At 64.9% G+C, this 17,032-nt stretch carries 16 protein-coding genes and 1 pseudogene; 12 read left to right on the forward strand and 5 right to left on the reverse strand.

The genetic code is table 11. The features are described 5' to 3' along the window. The first annotated feature begins 10 nt into the window (after positions 1-10). Both der and FLG15_RS10095 read left to right on the forward strand, forming a co-directional pair. On the forward strand, positions 11-1,408 hold the full coding sequence (gene der, locus FLG15_RS10090) for a ribosome biogenesis GTPase Der (protein WP_003482878.1): 1,398 nt from the start codon (positions 11-13) through the stop codon (positions 1,406-1,408). A 303-nt stretch (positions 1,409-1,711) separates the two neighbouring features. Next, positions 1,712-2,932: a molybdopterin molybdotransferase MoeA gene (locus FLG15_RS10095; RefSeq protein ID WP_057678126.1), complete on the forward strand. Its 1,221-nt coding sequence runs from the start codon at positions 1,712-1,714 to the stop codon at positions 2,930-2,932. A gap of 364 nt (positions 2,933-3,296) precedes the next feature. Here FLG15_RS10095 and moeB read toward each other — a convergent pair whose 3' ends face one another. Continuing rightward, the gene (gene moeB, locus FLG15_RS10100; protein ID WP_209226928.1) at positions 3,297-4,502 is read right to left on the reverse strand and encodes a molybdopterin-synthase adenylyltransferase MoeB; all 1,206 of its coding nucleotides are present in this window, start codon (positions 4,500-4,502) and stop codon (positions 3,297-3,299) included. Between the two features lie 187 nt (positions 4,503-4,689). Between moeB and FLG15_RS10105 the strand changes: the two are divergent. The 5 genes and pseudogenes from FLG15_RS10105 to FLG15_RS10125 form a co-directional block, all read left to right on the forward strand. Continuing rightward, a pseudogene (locus FLG15_RS10105) lies at positions 4,690-5,069 on the forward strand (TonB-dependent receptor); the annotation flags it as partial. A gap of 212 nt (positions 5,070-5,281) precedes the next feature. Then, positions 5,282-5,497 (forward strand): hypothetical protein, encoded by a 216-nt coding sequence (locus tag FLG15_RS10110; protein WP_150146017.1) that lies wholly within the window; start codon positions 5,282-5,284, stop codon positions 5,495-5,497. 578 nt (positions 5,498-6,075) lie between these two features. Beyond that, on the forward strand, positions 6,076-6,654 hold the full coding sequence (locus tag FLG15_RS10115) for a DUF4142 domain-containing protein (RefSeq protein ID WP_057678124.1): 579 nt from the start codon (positions 6,076-6,078) through the stop codon (positions 6,652-6,654). Between the two features lie 3 nt (positions 6,655-6,657). Beyond that, positions 6,658-7,188, forward strand: coding sequence for an SRPBCC family protein (locus FLG15_RS10120; RefSeq protein ID WP_057678123.1), 531 nt, complete (start codon positions 6,658-6,660; stop codon positions 7,186-7,188). Between the two features lie 12 nt (positions 7,189-7,200). Beyond that, positions 7,201-8,370, forward strand: a complete 1,170-nt coding sequence (locus tag FLG15_RS10125; RefSeq protein ID WP_150146020.1) for a zinc-dependent alcohol dehydrogenase — start codon at positions 7,201-7,203, stop codon at positions 8,368-8,370. 205 nt (positions 8,371-8,575) lie between these two features. On the opposite strand, the gene FLG15_RS10130 is transcribed toward FLG15_RS10125, so the two are convergent. Beyond that, positions 8,576-9,346, reverse strand: coding sequence for an OBAP family protein (locus tag FLG15_RS10130; protein ID WP_057678121.1), 771 nt, complete (start codon positions 9,344-9,346; stop codon positions 8,576-8,578). Between the two features lie 147 nt (positions 9,347-9,493). Here FLG15_RS10130 and xth point away from each other — a divergent pair, with 147 nt between their 5' ends. Then, positions 9,494-10,489 carry an exodeoxyribonuclease III gene (gene xth, locus FLG15_RS10135; protein WP_150146023.1) on the forward strand — a complete coding sequence of 332 codons (996 nt, stop codon included), beginning with the start codon at positions 9,494-9,496 and terminating at the stop codon, positions 10,487-10,489. Positions 10,490-10,530: 41 nt separating this feature from the next. On the opposite strand, the gene FLG15_RS10140 is transcribed toward xth, so the two are convergent. Then, positions 10,531-10,806, reverse strand: a complete 276-nt coding sequence (locus tag FLG15_RS10140) for a PQ-loop domain-containing transporter (RefSeq protein WP_057678119.1) — start codon at positions 10,804-10,806, stop codon at positions 10,531-10,533. A 180-nt stretch (positions 10,807-10,986) separates the two neighbouring features. Between FLG15_RS10140 and FLG15_RS10145 the strand changes: the two genes are divergently transcribed. From FLG15_RS10145 to FLG15_RS10160, 4 genes are all read left to right on the forward strand, one after another. Next, positions 10,987-12,261, forward strand: coding sequence for a molybdopterin molybdotransferase MoeA (locus tag FLG15_RS10145; RefSeq protein WP_139790936.1), 1,275 nt, complete (start codon positions 10,987-10,989; stop codon positions 12,259-12,261). Between the two features lie 37 nt (positions 12,262-12,298). After that, positions 12,299-12,868, forward strand: coding sequence for a molybdenum cofactor guanylyltransferase (gene mobA, locus FLG15_RS10150; RefSeq protein WP_057678117.1), 570 nt, complete (start codon positions 12,299-12,301; stop codon positions 12,866-12,868). Further along, positions 12,852-13,214, forward strand: coding sequence for a hypothetical protein (locus FLG15_RS10155; protein ID WP_057678116.1), 363 nt, complete (start codon positions 12,852-12,854; stop codon positions 13,212-13,214). Before mobA ends, FLG15_RS10155 begins: the two co-directional genes overlap by 17 nt. A gap of 230 nt (positions 13,215-13,444) precedes the next feature. After that, a complete protein-coding gene (locus FLG15_RS10160; protein ID WP_150146026.1) occupies positions 13,445-14,527 on the forward strand; it encodes an AraC family transcriptional regulator in 1,083 nt (360 codons plus the stop codon). 111 nt (positions 14,528-14,638) lie between these two features. On the opposite strand, the gene FLG15_RS10165 is transcribed toward FLG15_RS10160, so the two are convergent. Together FLG15_RS10165 and FLG15_RS10170 are read right to left on the reverse strand one after the other, a co-directional pair. After that, a complete protein-coding gene (locus tag FLG15_RS10165; RefSeq protein ID WP_057678114.1) occupies positions 14,639-15,565 on the reverse strand; it encodes an SDR family NAD(P)-dependent oxidoreductase in 927 nt (308 codons plus the stop codon). Then, complete coding sequence (locus FLG15_RS10170; protein WP_057678113.1) at positions 15,558-16,991, reverse strand: flavin-containing monooxygenase; 1,434 nt, start codon at positions 16,989-16,991, stop codon at positions 15,558-15,560. Before FLG15_RS10170 ends, FLG15_RS10165 begins: the two co-directional genes overlap by 8 nt. Positions 16,992-17,032 lie beyond the last annotated feature (41 nt).

The following is a 17,032-nucleotide window of genomic DNA, read 5'->3' on the forward strand; positions in this document are numbered from 1 at the left end:
GGACCTTGCGATGCTGCCCCTGGTCGCCCTGGTTGGACGGCCCAATGTCGGCAAGTCCACCATCTTCAATGCGCTGACGCGCACCCGTGACGCGCTGGTCCACGACCAGCCCGGCGTCACCCGCGACCGTAACTACGGGGTCTGCCGTCTCGACGAGCAGCAGCCCTTCATCGTCGTCGATACCGGTGGTATCGCCGGTGATGAGGAAGGTCTTGCTGGAGCCACGGCGCGCCAGGCACGCGCCGCCGCCGGCGAAGCCGATCTGGTGCTGTTCGTGGTCGATGGCCGCGAGGGCGCGTCCTCGCTCGATGACGAGATCCTGGCCTGGTTACGCAAATTGGCGCGGCCGACCGTGCTGGTGATCAACAAGATCGACGGCACCGACGAAGAAACCGTGCGCTCGGAATTCGCGCGCTACGGCTTCTCCGACGTGGTGGCGTTGTCTGCCGCGCATCGCCAGGGCATCGACGAGTTGCTCGACGAGGTGGGTGCGCGGCTGCCCGAGGAAGGGGCCGGCGAGCTGCTGGACAACGACCCGGCACGCGTGCGGATCGCCTTCGTGGGCCGCCCGAATGTCGGCAAGTCGACCCTGGTCAATCGCCTGCTGGGCGAAGAACGCATGATCGCCTCGGAAGTGCCGGGCACCACGCGCGATTCGATTGCGGTGGACCTGGAGCGCGATGGCCGTCAGTACCGTCTGATCGATACCGCGGGCCTGCGCCGGCGCGGCAAGGTGGAAGAGGCGGTCGAGAAATTCAGCGCGTTCAAGACGCTGCAGGCGATCGAGCAATGCCAGGTCGCGGTGCTGATGCTGGACGCTACCGAAGGCGTAACCGACCAGGATGCGACGATTCTCGGCGCGATCCTGGATGCCGGCCGTGCGCTGGTGGTGGCGATCAACAAGTGGGACGGGCAAAGCGATTACCAGCGTGCGCAGGCCGAAGATCTGCTGTCGCGCAAGCTGGGTTTCGTCAATTGGGCAGAGGCGGTGCGGATTTCTGCATTGCACGGCTCGGGCATGCGCGAGCTGTTCCAGGCGATTCATCGCGCACATGCATCGGCCACGCATGAGTTCAGCACCAGCGAAGTGAACCAGGCGCTGGAAATCGCTTATGAGACCAACCCGCCGCCGAGCATTCGCGGGCATGTCTCCAAGCTGCGCTATGTGCACCCGGGCGGCGCGAATCCGCCGACCTTCATCGTGCATGGCACGCGCCTGAAGGTGTTGCCGGAGTCGTACAAGCGCTATCTGGAAAACTTCTTCCGCAAGCGTTTCAAGCTGGTTGGTACGCCGGTGCGTTTCATCTTCCGCGAGGGCGCCAACCCGTACGAGGGCAAGAAGAATCCGCTCTCAGATCGCCAGGTGGCCCGCAAGCGGCGCCTGATGCGGCATGTCAAAGGGAAGTAACGGCGCCCAGGCCGCCTGAGGCGTGATGTTCAGGCGGTTGGGAGGCGCGCAGATCTTTGGGCTGTGCGGCTAGCTCGCCGCTTGCAGGCAGGGTTCTAAACGTTCTGTGCATGCTCCCGATCGTTCGATCGACACGTGAGGCAGTTCCTGCGCGTGCAGGTGTTCGTTCTTGGCACGGTGGCGCGCGTGCAGGCGCATTCGAAGTTCGCTCGCGTCGCAGCGCGTTCTCAAGGCCCATCTCCTGTTGCCGACGCGTGGCGCCGCTACCCTTCGCGTTGGCGATGCACTGGTATCCTGCGCGGCATGACCGATTATCCTTCCCGTATTCCGTATGCGCAGGCGCTGCAGATTCTGCGCAGCGTCGCGGCCAGCAATCGTTCGCCCGATGAAAACATCGCCACCTCGCGTGCCGATGGGCGGATCTCTGCCGGCGACCTGATCGCACCGCTGGCGCTGCAGCCGTTTGCCAACAGCGCGATGGATGGCTTTGCACTGCGGCACGCCGATGTTGCTGGCGGCGATGCGTCGTTGCAGCTGGTTGGCGAACAGTTTGCCGGCGAGCGCTGGGCCGGCACATTGGGCGCTGGGCAATGCCTGCGTATCACCACCGGCGCGCCATTGCCCGATGGCGCCGATACCGTGATTGCCAAGGAAGATGCCGACGAACGCGACGGCATGGTGCGGTTTCAGACCACGCCTGCACCGGGCTCCGCGGTGCGCCTGGCCGGCAGCGACGTGCGTGCCGGCGACCTGGTGATCCAGGCCGGGCAGGTGCTGACGCCAGCGCGGATTGGCTTGGCGGCGGCACTTGGCGTGTCGCGCCTGGCGGTGGCGCCGCGCCCGACCATTGCGGTGCTGGCCACCGGCGATGAGCTGATCGAGCCAGGCATGCCGCTCGGCCCCGGACAGATATACAACAGCAACCGCGACATGCTGATGGCGCAGCTGCGTGCGCTTGGCTATGCGCCGACCGCCTGGCCGACCTTGCCGGACGACCCGCAGCGCATCCGCACCATGCTGGAAGATGCGGCCGCCGCGTTCGATGTGGTGATCACCTGCGGCGGCGTGTCTGCTGGTGAAAAGGATTATCTGCCGCGCCTGATCGGCGAACTGGGCCAGATCCACTTCTGGCGCGTGCGGATGCGCCCGGGAATGCCGGCGGTGTTGGGGCAGATTGGGCGCTGCCTGGTCCTGGGCCTGCCGGGCAACCCAGTCTCGGTGCTGGCAACGCTGATTGCCTATGGCGTGCCGTTGCTGGATGGATTGCAGGGGCGCAGCGAGCCGCGCCCGGTCTGGCATGCCGCGTTGGCAAGCCCATGGGACAAGCGCCATGAACGGCTGGAATTCCTGCGTGGGCGCCTGGAATGCGGCGAAGATGGGCGGTTGACCGCGCTGCCGCACCGTGGCGATGCCTCGCATCTGCTGCGTGGCGCGGCCGACAGCAATGCATTGATCGTGCTGCCCGAGCAGGCGCGGCGCTTCGAGGCTGGCGAGATCGTGCGGGTGATTCCGTACGCGTTGTGAGCGTGTGCTCGATCGCTGGCGCCCGGCAGGATGATGCGCGCATTGTTGGAGGGTCTTCGTAATGCGCAGCGTGTGCGACATGCTGGGTGCGGGTGCGACGCTTCAATATGCAGGATGATCGTCGGCTGCTTTTAAGCGTCTGAGCATGGCGTGAAAGCGAATGCCTTAGAAAAGCCAACGCCTCGACATCGAGCGCCAATCGCGCGATAACCGCTCTCTCATGGGAGCGGGATAAGGGTAGGGCGGAAGACCGCGATCCACGCCTGCCTCGCCGAACTGCTGAATGCAGCGATGCCCCTCGTATTGCATCGGTGGCGAAACAACCAGTCAGCCGACCGACACCACACGCCGCTGTGAGCTTCGCTCAACCAACCGCACTGCCGCAGAACGCTGCGTAATCCGCGTAACCGCGAAATACCGCGCCAGGCGCACACACCGGGCAGTGCGGGTCCGGCGGCAGGCGAATGTCGCGGAAGCGCATCGCCAATGCATCGAAACTGAGCAGGCGGCCAGTCAGGCCGTCGCCGATGCCGAGCAGCAACTTGAGCGCTTCGGTGGCTTGCAAGAGTCCGATTACCCCGGGCAGTACGCCGAGCACCCCGGCCTCGGCACAACTGGGCGCAAATTCCGGCGGCGGTGGTTCGGGAAACAGACAGCGGTAGCAGGGCGCGTGACCACGGTGGCGGCCCGCATCAAATACGCTGACCTGTCCTTCGAACTGCTGCACGGCGCCGTAGACCAGTGGTCTAGCGAGTTTGACGCAGGCATCGTTGAGCAAATACCGCGCGGGAAAATTGTCTGCGCCATCCACCACCACATCCACATCCTGCAGCAGCGCTTCGACATTGTCGGCTGTCACGCGCGTTTGTACCGCCTCGATGTGCACCCGCGGGTTGAGCGCGGTGATGCGCTGTGCGGCGGACTCGACCTTTGCAGTGCCGACGCTGTCTTCGGTGTGCAGGATCTGACGTTGCAGGTTGCTGCGGTCCACCACGTCGTCGTCGGCAATGCGCAGATGCCCCACACCGGCTGCGGCGAGATAGAACGCTGCCGGCGAGCCTAGTCCGCCTGCGCCAATCAGCAACACCCGTGCGCGCGCCAGGCGCCGCTGTCCTTCCAGGCCAACCTGGGACAGACGCAGATGACGTGAATAACGCTCAAGAAAGTCCTGCTCGTCCGCCGGCAATGTCGGGCGTACCAACGGCAGGCCGGCGCTGGCCCATGCGCTGGTACCACCGGCCACCGACGCCACGTGCGCATAGCCGTGCGCGCGCAAGATCGAGGCCGTGTGCGCCGAGCGTTTGCCGCTCTGGCAGATCAACACGATTGCGCGGGCTTGCTCCGGCAAATGGACTGCAGGCTCGGTTTCCAGGGAGCTCTGTTCGATCGCCAACGCGCCTTCGGCCTGGCCGCTGGCACGCTCATGCAGTTGCCGGATGTCGACCAGCAGGGCGCCCTGCAGGGCGCGGGCACGGGCGTCGGCGGGAGAGATGTCGTGGCTGCTCATGTGGCTATTGTCGCGCAAACGCAGCAGCTGCGATGTGCAGTTGTGTCCATGACACGCACACACCTCGCTGTTGATGAAAAGCGCGTCATGATCGTGGCGCGATGACGGACGCGATCACGCTGCCCTGCGAGCGGCACGGCTGTAATTTCGGCCTCGTTCAACACCGTCGCGCGGCTCGTGCGGCCCGGTTTGCCTGTCTTGCGCAGCGCGCCCAGCCGCGTCGTCGCAGTGCCTGCCTCAGGAGGCCATCATGCTTGTTCCATCGCAGCGGCGTCTGGCGCGCGGCTTGCCGTTACGTATCGGTCGCTGGGTTTATGCATCGGACTTGCCCTGAATTGCGATGCGGCGGCGCAACAGGCGCGGCCAACGCCGATGGCGCGGCGCCGGCCGCGTCCACTTTGAAGGCGGTGCAGGTCAAAGGCGTGCGCAGCAGCGTGAAAAGCGTTATCGCGATCAAGCAATCGAACGCGGAAATCAGCGATTCCATCGTCGCCGAAGACATCGGCAAGCTGCCCCGACAACAGCGTGGCTGCGGCCTTGCAACGCGTGACCGGCGTGCAGGTGGCGTGCGCTGGTGGCGAAGTGGGGCAGGTGCTGGCGCGCGGCTCGCCAATCGTCATCACTACCCTGGTTTGCCGAGGCCACCAATCTGCTCGGCATCACGGCCAGCGGTTATTTCGGTCAGCGGCCTGGTGATTTCCCGCGCGAGATCGCATCGCCCGAACGGACTTACACACTGGGTTTTCGTTTCCGTTTGTGATGCGGATAACGCGGTCTGCGCGCGGCGTTGGCATCGGGCTCACCGGCGGAGCGTTAGCGTGAGCACAGCAGAGGAGACCGTGATGACAACTGACATCGATGCACAATTGAAGCAGCTTGCCGAGGCCCTGCCGGACATGCGCAGTCGGCACCCGGACGACTTCTGGGATGTGTTCCGGGCCCGCTCCGAGAAAATCACCGGTGCGGCGCAATCGCAGGAGCAGGCGGCGCAGATCGTCAAGCGTATCGACGAGATACTGGCCGTCAATCAGCTGGGGCCGGCTGATCCTGGAGCGTGACGCGGGGCTGCTGGCCGGATGCACTAAGCCTGAGCATATGCCGTGATTTTTCGGCTTCTAAGCGCTGCAGCGCGAGCTTCCCGCGGGGCGGCTGTGCCTTGATGCGGAACAGACCGGCTCGCGGTGCGCGCGCACAGCCGCTGCACTGCCATTTCGGCGATTGCAGCACGGCATGCGCGTGTAGCGGCTGGACAACAACCGCCGCGCCTTTGTCCGCGGCGCGCTGCCGTGCCCCCCGTAAGGCGTGCGACGTGAGGCCAACGTGTGGATCACAAACGCGAAGCTGCATCGATTCAAGCTTGAATACCCTCACACACTGCAGCGTTCCTTGGCATCGGCACCAAGGGCAGCAAATCAGTCGTCACTCTACCTCACAGGCGAGCGTCGAGTTGATGCGGCGCTGTGCTTTGACCAGCGATTTCAAGGTTGCAGAAAAACGCCAGCTAAGTGACCTTCATACAATGTGACGATGCGTTGCGCTGCAGCAGGCGCCCTTCGCCAGCTCTCGACGCTGGCGCGACGATCGAGTCACGCCGTCAGGCCCAGCATCGAGCGACATCATCCAGCTGGAGACTTCCATGAAACCACGTCGCCCGATCATTCTTGTCCTGGCCCTGTGCATTGGCGCCGGCGTATCTGCGCAGGCTCAGGACCAGGCACAGCCTGCAACGCCTGCCGGGCCGCAAACCGCAGGTGCAGCGACCCCGAGCGAGGACGAGCGCGAGGCGCTCGGTATGCTGAGTGCCATCAACACCAGCGAAATCAACGCGGCAAATCTGGCGTTGCAGAAGCAGGTGCAAGCCGGCGCGCGCGACTACGCCACGCGCATGATCAAGGAACACACGGACAACAATCAGAAGATCGCCAAGTGGCAACCGGATACCTCCGCCGCGGGTGCAAAGCTGCAGATGACGAAGGGCAAGGCGGAGTTGGCGAAGCTGCAGAAGCTGGACGGTCCTGCGTTCGAAACGGCCTATATCACCGCGATGGTGAAAGACCACACCGATGCATTGACGGCGCTCGACAACAAGCTGATCCCGCAGGCGAAGACACCGCCGGTGCTCGCACACCTGCAGACAACGCGCCACCATGTCGCAGATCATCTGAGCAGTGCCAAGGCATTGCAGGCCTCCGGCAAGAATGCCGGAGCCCGCTAAGCCATGGCTGCATCACCGATCGATCCGGTACGCACCGACGATGACGGCACGCACATCGTGCGCAGCATGACCATCCGTGCCGAACCTCATCAGATACTGGATGCCTGGTGCGATGCCAATGTGCAGCAACGCGTGTTGGAGGGCGCCGCCGAGCTGGTCTCCGGCGACGGCCACGCGTCCCGCTGGAAGCTGCATGCGCCATTGCATCAGGTGCTGACAGTGAACGTGCGCCGCGCAGAGGCGCGGCCGGGTGAAGCGGTGCGCTACGACGCCGACGGCGAACATGGTCTGCAGCTCACCATCGTCCTGCAGGTGCACCCTGCGCACGGGCGCGAAGCCAGCGAAGCGACGCTCAGCCTGCACTATGCGGTCGACGGCGTGCTGGCGCAGGTGTTGACCAAGCTGGTGAATCCCGCGCCGTATGTGCTGGCTGGCAAAGGGCTGCGGCGACTGCGCGCATGGCTGGAAGCTGGCGAGGTGCCGACTTTGTTGCATACCCCATCGGCGCGGACATCGGCGCACGCGCATTCGTGAGGAGGGCTTTTTGTGCGAGCACTTTGCTGGAATGGCGTCAACGATTTGCGCGTGGAAACCGTGCCCGACCCGGTGCTGGTCAACCCCCGCGATGCGATCCTGAAAGTCGGGCTTACCACCACCTGCGGCTCTGATCTGCACTTTATCGACGGCTATCTGCCGACCATGCGCGAGGGGGATGTCATCGGCCACGAGTTCATGGGCACGGTGGTGGAAGTCGGCACAGGGGTGAAGAACGTGCGTGTGGGCCAGCGCGTGGTGGTGCCGTCGTTTATTTCCTGTGGCGGTTGCTGGCATTGCCAGCGCAAGGAATTTTCGTTGTGCGACAACACCAACCCCAACTGGGAGATGCAGGAGCCGTTGCTTGGGCATGCAACTGCGGGAATTTACGGCTATACGCACGCCTTTGGCGGCTACGCAGGTTCGCACGCAACCTACATCCGCGTGCCGCACGCGGATGTGGGGTGTTTCGAGGTGCCCGATGGTGTGTCCGATGAGGATGCGCTGTTTCTCTCGGATGCCGGGCCGACTGGCTTCATGGGTGCAGATTTTTGCGATATCCAGCCCGGCGACACGGTGGCGGTATGGGGATGCGGTGGCGTGGGGCTGATGGCCCAGCAAAGCGCACGCATCCTGGGCGCAGCGCGCGTGATCGGCATCGACCGCTTGCCAGAGCGGTTGGCAATGGCGCGCGATGTGTTGGGTGTGGAAGTGATCGATTATTCGGCGGTCGACAGCGTGGTGGATGTCCTGCGCGAAATGACCGGTGGGCGTGGCCCCGATGCCTGTCTCGATGCGGTCGGCATGGAGGCGCATGGCACCGGCATCGGCCACACTTACGATCGGGTCAAGCAGGCCTTGCACTTGCACACCGATTGCGGCCAGGCGCTACGCGAGGCGATTCTGGCCTGCCGCAAGGGCGGCATCCTGTCGGTTCTGGGCGTCTACGGGGTGATGGACAAATTTCCGCTCGGTGCGGTGATGAACAAGGGCCTGACGGTGCGGACTGCGCAGCAACATGGGCAACGATACGTGCCCAAGTTGCTGGAACTGGCACAGGCCGGGCGCTTGAAATCCGGCTTTCTGCTGACCCACAAGATGCCGCTGGAAGACGCCGTGCGGGGTTACGACATGTTCAAGCACAAGCACGATGGTTGCGTGCGTGCGGGGTTTGTCCCCTAGCGGCAAGGAGATTGGCAACCCTGAGTTGTGCTGGCCGCGTGCTCGGAATCGCTCGGCATCTGGCGTGTTTAACAGGCCCACGGTTTATACAGACCGGCAACCGTACCTGCAGCCCGGGTGTTTGCCGGCTCCAACCAACGCATTTCCAGGTACGTACGCCACGCCTGACCCTGCTGCACGTTCTGCAGCAGGGTTTTTCCTGGGCTCAGCGGTGCTTGCCGTTTGCGTCGGTCACCCCGGGAATGGGTTGGGCGTTGGGAAAATGTGCACGCAATGCATCCACACCCTCTTGTGGCTTTGCCAGCGGCACAAGATCTTGACGGTTGGCGCGGCGCTCTGCGGTGGGTACCGAGACGGCTTGGTCGCGTTGCGCGATCAACGCTTGCTGCAGCTCGCCATCGCGATTGAACGACCATGCCAGCATCGGCTCGCCCAGCGGCAGGGTGTCGCCAGGCGCGGTGCCCTTGCGCGAATGCCAGGTGTGCCAGGTCTTGCCGTAGCTGTTGATCTTGCTGCGCATCAGTTCCTTCTCTGCGATCTGCGGCAGGTTGGGTGCAGAGAGCTGGCCGGAAAGAATTTCGCCGTTGTGCGGATGCCAAAAGTTGCGCTCGTGTGCCGGCAACTGCGCAAACAAGCTCTCCGAGATGATGTATTCGATGCCGGTGAGGTTGGCGCGGTCGGTGTTGCCGTCGTAGAGCGCGCATTGCGCAAGATCTTCATTGACCTGCTGGCAATAGTGATGCGCCTCCATTTGCTCATCTGGTGCATCCTTCATCGGATGGAAGCCGACCAGATAGATGTCCAGCTTGCCGACCGGGCCGCTGGGCTGCAGGACCTTCGCGCCGGCTTCCAGCACATTGGTCTTGGGAGTTTCCGGTGCGCCGGGCGGGGTGACCGAAGGCGGACTGCGCGAGCAACTGGCGCAGAGCGCAAGGCCGATCAACAGCGCTGAATGTCGCATGGCAATTCCCGTCAATGAGTGTGCTTCAAGCTAAGAGCGCGGATGGTGTGCCAGGCGTGAGCGCGGGCTGGGGCACGTAGTGAAGCTTCACCTCGCTTGAGCATCTGCTTAATGACGCGGCGGTCATGCTGTCGCACCTCGGACGCGGCCGCTCGCACATTCATGTCAGTCACCACACGCAAGATCGCGACGTTCAACGTCAATGGTATTGCCAGCCGTCTGCCGCACCTGCTGGAATGGCTGCAGCGCGAGCAACCGGACATCGTGGGCCTGCAGGAATTGAAATCGACGCAGGCTGCATTTCCGGAGCAGGCGATCCGCGATGCCGGGTACGGTGTGATTTGGCAGGGCGAGAAGTCCTGGAATGGCGTGGCCTTGCTCGCGCGGGGAACCGAGCCAGTGGAGATTCGTCGCGGGTTACCCTGGGATCCACGCGACACGCAAAGCCGCTACCTGGAGGCGGCGATTCATGGCGTGGTGGTGGCCTGCCTGTATTTGCCTAACGGCAACCCGCAGCCCGGGCCGAAGTTCGACTACAAGCTTGCATGGTTCGAGCGCCTGATCCGGCACGCGAAAACGCTGGTGGACCTGCCGCATCCGGTGGCGCTGATCGGCGACTTCAATGTAGTGCCCACCGATGCGGATATCTACGACCCCAAGGGCTGGCGCAAGGATGCCCTGCTGCAGCCGGAGAGCCGGGCGGCCTACCAGACCCTGCTAGCACAGGGCTGGACCGACAGCCTGCTGGCAATCCATGGCCAGACGCCCATCTATACGTTCTGGGATTACTTCCGTCAGCACTTTGCGCGCGACCGTGGGTTGCGCATCGACCATCTGCTGCTCAATCGCACGCTGGCGCCCGGCCTGCAGGACGCCGGCGTCCACAAGTGGGTACGTGCGCTGGAAAAGGCCAGCGACCATGCACCCACCTGGATCAGCGTGCGCGTGCCGGATGCCACCACTGAAGCAGCGGCCGATGCCACGCGCATTGCCAGCGTGCGCAAGCCGGGCGCAGCGAAAAAGGCGGCCTTGCCCAAGGCATCCGCCAAGAAGACGCTCAGTGGAACCGCAAAAAAGGCGGTCAAGAAAGTCGTTGCGAAGAAGGCCACAGCTGGATCGGCAAAACCACGCAAGTCGGTGAAAACACCAGCTGACTAGCTCAGCCGGCCGGCTGGCTGGCTGAAGGTCACGCAGCCTGTCTACGCTGCGCGTTCCAGCTTGCGGCGCTTGATCCGCTGCAATGCGTAGCCGGTCAGGGCCGTCAGCAGAATCAGCACGTTGCTGACGATAAACACCGCGTTGCCAACCAGATAGCTGTAGAGGATGAACAACACCGAGGCACTGATCTGGCCGAGGAACAGCCAGCGCGAGACGCCCTGCGCGGTATCGGAGCGCCATTGTTTGTAGATCTGCCGGATCAAGGTGGCGATCAGGATGATGCTGGCGAGCCAGCCCACGACGTCGACGACTTGCATGTGTGCGGTTGATCAATGACGGCCTGCAACCTTGCAGCGCACACTGTCTGCGTACCGTTCGAGCAGCTTCAAGCGTGGTGCCCCGTGATGCACGCCACGATCGCTAGATCCACGACGGCGCTGCATTAGCCACGCCTGTACCTGCTGCGCCAGGGGCCGGTATCCTAGCCGGGTCATCCATTGGTCGGCACTGTCCTGCACATGATCAGCTATGCCGAAGCAATCGCGCTGGTCCACGCGCACGGCGCAACCCTCGCCAGCGAGTGGGTGGCAAGCGCCGATGCCGAGGGACGTGTGCTCGCCGACGCCTTGTCGAGCCAGGCAGAGCTGCCGCCCTTCGACAACAGCGCAATGGATGGGTTTGCACTGGCGACCGCGCGGATGGGTGCGTTGGCAGACAGCGAGTACGTGGTGAGCGGCACCGTGGCGGCAGGGCAGGACGCCGGTGCGGCCGCGAGCGGTGCGGCCTGGGAAATCATGACCGGCGCTGGCGTGCCGCCGGGTGCCGATGCGGTGGTGCCGATCGAGCAAGTGCAGATCCTCGAACACGACGGCGAGCGCCCCTGCCGCATCCGCCTGCGCCAGCCGGTGCGTGCGGGCCAGCACATCCGTCGTCGCGGCGAAGACGTGCGCTTGCACGATCGCGTGATCGACGCCGGCACCGTGCTGCGCGGTGCGCACCTGATGCTGCTCGCCGGCCTGGGCTGCGCGCGAGTACACGTGGTGCGGCAGCCGCGCGTGGCCTTGATCGCCACTGGACGCGAGTTGATCGGCGACCCCGCACAACCCCTGCTGCCGGGCCAGATCCGCGATGGCACCAGCAGCTATCTGTTGGCTCAGTTGCATGCCGCCGGTGCCGAGGTCGTGTGGCACGGGCAGGTGAGCGACGACGATGTTGCGTTCGATGCGGCACTGGCACAGGCCCGCCATGCCGGTGCCGATCTCATCCTGAGTACCGGCGCGGTTTCGCGTGGTCGCTACGATTTCATCCCGGATGCGTTGGCACGTCATGCTGCCGACGTGCTGTTTCATAAGGTTGCGGTGCGACCGGGCAAACCGATACTGCTTGCACGCTTTGGTGATGGCGCGCTGTATGTGGGCTTGCCCGGCAACCCGATGGCCAGTGCGGCCGGGCTGCGATTTTTCGTCGAGCCCGCATTGCGCGGTCTGTTGGGCATGCCGGTTGAGCATGGCTTGCGCGTCGCATTAGAAGCGCCGATGCAGGCCCGGCCGATCTGGCGGCAGCATCTGCGGGCACGCCTGCTGTGCAGCGCGGCCGGGCAGTTGTCGGTGCAGATCCTGCCGCAGCAGGAGTCCTTTCGCGTGGCACCGTTGCTGCAGGCCAACGTCTGGGCAGTGCTGGAGCCGCAGGAGGAAGGAGCAGCAGCGAGCACGCATGCCGAGGTGTTCGGCTTGGGCCATCTGCAACCGGCCGCGCCGGCCATCGCGCCATGAACCTGCCGGTGCGTGCCATCCATCCTGGGGCTGTTGCATGACGCTGCAGCAGCCGTGGACGGGCGTGGTGCTGGCCGGTGGACGTTCCTCACGCATGGGGCAGGACAAGGCGTTGCTGCCCTGGCATGGGCGTCCGTTGCTGGAACAGATGCAGGCGCTGCTGCGACAGGCCGGTGCGCAACACGTGGTGGTCAGCGGCAACCGGCCCGAATACGCCGGCATTGCCGATGTCCAGCCCGAGCTCGGCCCGCTCGGCGGGCTGGCAAGCGTGATCGCAGGCGTGGCCGATGCGACCACGCTGGTGGTGGTGCCGGTGGATATGCCGCTGTTGTCGGCTGCGTTGCTGGCCAAGCTGCTGAGGCCTACGCAGTTCCGCTGTGTGGCCTTCGAGGACCAGATGCTGCCGATGTGCCTGCGCCTGGATGCCAGCGTGCGCGAGGCGTTGACGGTGTTGATGGCAGGCGCTGCATCGTCACGCTCGCTGCGCGCCTTGCAGCATTCACTGCAGTGCCATCGCGTGACTGTCACCGCCAGCGAACGCGCTGAGTTCGTCAATTGCAATACGCCCGAGCAATGGAGCCGGCTGATCCATGAAAATCCAGATTGAAGGCCAACATCTGCGGTTTCGTATCGACGAGGACGAGCTGGCCAGCCTGCTGGCCGGCCGCAGCGTCGACAATCTCAGTCGCTTGCCCAGCGGGCAGGGCGCACGGCTGGTCCGTCATAGCGTCAGCCTCACCGGTGGCCATGCGGCCTGCAATTGCGCCACCGATCATTGGCAGTTGGCGATCCCGCGCGATGCGCTGGAGGAACATGCACGGCAGTTACCGCGCCGCGATGGTCTTAAGTTCAGTTTCGATGCGGGCGCCGGGCACGCCGAGGCGATGGCCTTGCAAGTCACCTTCGACGTGGATGTGCGCGATAGCGCGCGCAAGCGCCTGCCGCGCGACTGAGTCCGCTGTCGATGGCGGTGCGCGTTCAGAGCAGGCTCGCGCGGCACTGGGTGCGCTAAGCTGCTGCCGAGCGGTCGAGCCCGCATTGCCGCGAGGAGATAGCGCATGCAGGACGTTCAAACCCGGCCGGCCTCTGCATCCGCCAGGCGCGTGTCTGGTGCCGATCTTGCCGGCAGCACTGCGCCGCGCGGCCGCGTTGGCTGTCGTCACGCGTTGGCAGGTGGCTGAGCATGCCGCGTGCAGTGGATTCGGCAATACGCAGGCAGGCGTCCTTGGCCAGCCGCCAGGCAGATCAGGCGCCGGCCAATGATCGCCGCATCGCCAATATCGTTCCCAACACGGTGCGCTCGCTGCTGGGCCTGGTCGAAGATCGCGGGCATCCGCCGGGGCGGCTGTGCAAGGGGCTGGGATTCACCGACCGCGACCTGCACGAGCGCGACCTGCTGCTGTCCTACCAGCAGGTGCGTGCGCTGATCCTGCGCGCGCGCCGGCTGCTGGACGAGCCGGCGATGGGCTTGGCGGCCGGCATGCGGCAACGGCCGGTGTCCTGGGGCCTGACCGGGCTGGCCATGCTCACCTGCGAAACCTTCGGCGAAGCGATCGGCTATGGGCTGAGCCATCAGCACGAAGCCGGGGCGATGATGCAGCACGTATTTGCGCAACAGGGGCGCGAAGCGTCCATCGAACTGGTGCCGCATGTGTTCGATCTGGAGATCGAGCCCTATCTCATCGAGGAAGCCTTTGCCGGCGCCCTCAATGTCAGTCGCTGCATGCTGGGTCCGGACATCCGACCGCGCGCGGTGGAACTGGCCTTCGCGCGATCGGCCCCGCTGGAGATCTACACGCGCTTTTTCCGCTGCCCGGTGCGTTTTGCTGCCGGCAGGAACCGGATGACGCTCGATGCCAAGTGGTTGGCCGCGCGGCTGCCGGGCTACGACCGCACCACCTGCGGGCTGTTGCGGCAACAATTGGAGACGCTGATCCAGCGGCCGCCGTCGCGCAATGAATTGGTCGAATCGATCGCATTGCGGCTGCGCAGCGATGCCGAGCGTGCGCCGCGGCAGCCGGAGCTTGCGCGCCAGGCCAATTGCAGCGAGCGCACGCTGCGGCGCCGGCTCGGCGCGCAGCAGGTCGGCTACCGGGCGCTGCGCGATGCCGCCCGCTACGAACGCGCGCAGGATCTGCTGCGCAATTCGCAGATGACCGTGGCCGAGGTGGCGCATGCGGTGGGATACGCCGATGCACGGGCGTTTCGGCGCGCCTTTCAACGCTGGGCTGGTCAAGCGCCCGGACAGGCGCGCGGGTCGCGATGAGCTGATCAAGGCGGGCGGGGAGTCGGGACGACATGCGTGCCGGCGTCCTATGGGAGCTTCGGAATCCGCCAGCAGTGCTCCGCCACATGCCGGCAACGGAAGTGGTGACAATCAGATGCGTCGCGCGTTCGCTTGCACCGGAATGGGCGGGTCTGCGCATTGATCAGGCGGCACCACTTCCCAGCCATCCTGGCATGGGCGAATCAGGCCGCGTTGCTGCAGCGATGCAAGATAGGTGCGATGCCCGCGCTCGGCGCTGCGCGCGAACAGCGGCAGGGCGCGCGTCAGCAGGTTGGGCAGCAACATGGCCAGCCGCACCGTCCACGACTCGCTGGGGCGCACGAAGCGCTCCAGGCACGGCGCATCCAGGCAGCGCAGCACCTGCAGTGCGACTTCGTCAGGCTGTTGCGGCCGATCCATGAACTGTAGCTTGTTGCCGCCGTGGAGGGCCTCGCGCATCAGCATCGGGGTGTCGGTGGCCGACGGGTTGACGATGGAGACGCGAATGCCCAGGCGTACGCCATCCAGTCCCAGGCAGAGCATGGCACCGCGCAGGCCGAACTTGCTGGCCGAATAGACCGTCGACTCGGGCAACGGGAACATGCCGCCCAGCGAGACGATGTTCACCACGCGCCCGTCGCCAGCGCGCTGCAGTAGCGGCAGTAACCGGTGCGTCAGCAACAACGGCGCCAGCAGGTTCAACTCCAGTTCGCCGCGGATCGACTCGGGCGTGCGCTTTTCGAACGGCGTGGTGCCGACGATGCCGGCGTTGTTCACCAGTATCTGCAATTGCCCCCAGTCCGTGTCGAGTCGCTCTGCGAGCCGGTCGCGCGAAGCGGAGTCGGTCAGGTCGGCGACCTGCGCGCATGCCAATGGACCCAGCGCCTGCACCGCACGTGCCAGTGCATCGGCATCGATATCCACCAACAGGCAACGTACGCCGCGCTGTATCAGGCGCGCGGCGATCGCGCGTCCCAGTCCGCCGGCGCCGCCGGTGATCACCGCATGCCAGCCGCGCAGATCCTGCGGCCTAGCCATGGGCAACCTCGCTGTCGGCCAGCCGTGCGGTGGAGGTAGTGCGCATGCGTGGATCGCCACTGGCGTCGAGCTTGAGCGCGTCGTACATGTGTTCGCCCAGCTCGCCCCAGCCCAGTTGTCTGCGCAGCTGCTGCAGATAGCGTTTGAATGCATGCGCCTCGATGTAGACGGCGTGGCGCTGCGATGCCACGAAACGGATGCCGCCGGACAGGTCCGGCGTATCGTTTTCGATCAACGCATCGAATCGGCGTGCGCTGGCCGGATCGCGGCGTTGCGCGGTCAGGTAGGACGCGATCATGTGGGCCTGGGTGTCGAACAGCTTGTACGCGCTGGAATTGGTTTCCAGGTAGCCGATCCCGAACAGGTTGCGATGCGTGCGGTTGAACATCGACAGGTACATCTGCGGGCGTCCGCCGTTCCAGAGGAAATACGCGCTGGCGTACGGGCAGCTCCAGCGGTAGCCAGTGGCGCAGAGCAGCAGGTCGATCTGCTCGCGGCTGCCGTCCTTGAACACCACGTGCCTGCCGTCCAGTCGCTCGATATCGGGTTTGACAGCGATGTTGCCGTGCTGCAGATGGTGCAGCAGCTGGGCGTTGAGCAACGGGTGACTCTCGAACAAACGGTGGTCCGGCTTGGGCAACCCCAGCTTGGTCAGATCGCCGTTGACCAGGCGCAGCAGCGCCGAGAAGATCGGGCGCGCCAGCCATAACGGCAGGTGCGGGCCGGTCTCGGCGATCTGGTCGACCGGAATCCCCATCAAGTGCTTGGGAATGAAGTGATAGCCACGGCGCACGCTGAGAAAGGCGCGCTGCGCATGCATGGCCGCCTCGCAGGCGATGTCCGCGCCGGAGTTGCCGGCGCCCAGCACCAGCACGCGCTTGCCACGAAATTCGTCGCCATGCCGGAAACTTACCGAGTGGCGGAGTTCGCCATCGAAGTGGCCGGGCAACTGCGGCATGCTGGGGTCCCAGTTGACGCCCGATGCACAGATCACTGCAGCGTAGATGCGCTGCGAGCCATCGGCCAAGTCCACCTGCCAGCGCTCGTCCGCCTGTTTGTGGATGCGCAGCACTGCCGTGTCGAACTGGATCTTCTCGCGCAGCCCAAATATCTCGGCGAAGCTGCGCAGGTAGGCCAGGATCTGCCGATGCGACGGGTAGTCGGGGTAATGGCGCGGCATGGGATGGCCGATGAAGGCCGATAGATCGCGCGATGAAATGAAATGGGTGGAGTCGTAGATCGGCGAGCCGGGGTTGCTGGCGTCCCATATCCCGCCCAGGTCGCCGTGGCGTTCGAACTGGTCGTAGTCCAGCCCCTGCGCCTTGAGCGCACGTGCCGCACTGAGCCCACCCGGGCCGGCACCGATGATGCAGACCGCATCGCTGCGGTCGAGCGGGAACGTCTGGGACGGCGAAGGCGTCTGCATGGCGTGGCGATGTCCGAACCGGGATGACGTGCTCGACTGTA

The organism is Xanthomonas phaseoli pv. dieffenbachiae, from assembly GCF_008639345.1.
Lineage (GTDB): Bacteria > Pseudomonadota > Gammaproteobacteria > Xanthomonadales > Xanthomonadaceae > Xanthomonas > Xanthomonas phaseoli.

What these genes read in the sequence shown, in the direction of transcription:
- der (WP_003482878.1), top strand. Translation starts at nt 11, where the DNA reads ATGCTGCCCCTGGTCGCCCTGGTTGGACGGCCCAATGTCGGCAAGTCC.
- FLG15_RS10095 (WP_057678126.1), top strand. Translation starts at nt 1,712, where the DNA reads ATGACCGATTATCCTTCCCGTATTCCGTATGCGCAGGCGCTGCAGATT.
- FLG15_RS10110 (WP_150146017.1), top strand. Translation starts at nt 5,282, where the DNA reads ATGACAACTGACATCGATGCACAATTGAAGCAGCTTGCCGAGGCCCTG.
- FLG15_RS10115 (WP_057678124.1), top strand. Translation starts at nt 6,076, where the DNA reads ATGAAACCACGTCGCCCGATCATTCTTGTCCTGGCCCTGTGCATTGGC.
- FLG15_RS10120 (WP_057678123.1), top strand. Translation starts at nt 6,658, where the DNA reads ATGGCTGCATCACCGATCGATCCGGTACGCACCGACGATGACGGCACG.
- xth (WP_150146023.1), top strand. Translation starts at nt 9,494, where the DNA reads ATGTCAGTCACCACACGCAAGATCGCGACGTTCAACGTCAATGGTATT.
- FLG15_RS10140 (WP_057678119.1), bottom strand. Translation starts at nt 10,806, where the DNA reads ATGCAAGTCGTCGACGTCGTGGGCTGGCTCGCCAGCATCATCCTGATC.
- mobA (WP_057678117.1), top strand. Translation starts at nt 12,299, where the DNA reads ATGACGCTGCAGCAGCCGTGGACGGGCGTGGTGCTGGCCGGTGGACGT.
- FLG15_RS10155 (WP_057678116.1), top strand. Translation starts at nt 12,852, where the DNA reads ATGAAAATCCAGATTGAAGGCCAACATCTGCGGTTTCGTATCGACGAG.
- FLG15_RS10160 (WP_150146026.1), top strand. Translation starts at nt 13,445, where the DNA reads ATGCCGCGTGCAGTGGATTCGGCAATACGCAGGCAGGCGTCCTTGGCC.
- FLG15_RS10165 (WP_057678114.1), bottom strand. Translation starts at nt 15,565, where the DNA reads ATGGCTAGGCCGCAGGATCTGCGCGGCTGGCATGCGGTGATCACCGGC.
- FLG15_RS10170 (WP_057678113.1), bottom strand. Translation starts at nt 16,991, where the DNA reads ATGCAGACGCCTTCGCCGTCCCAGACGTTCCCGCTCGACCGCAGCGAT.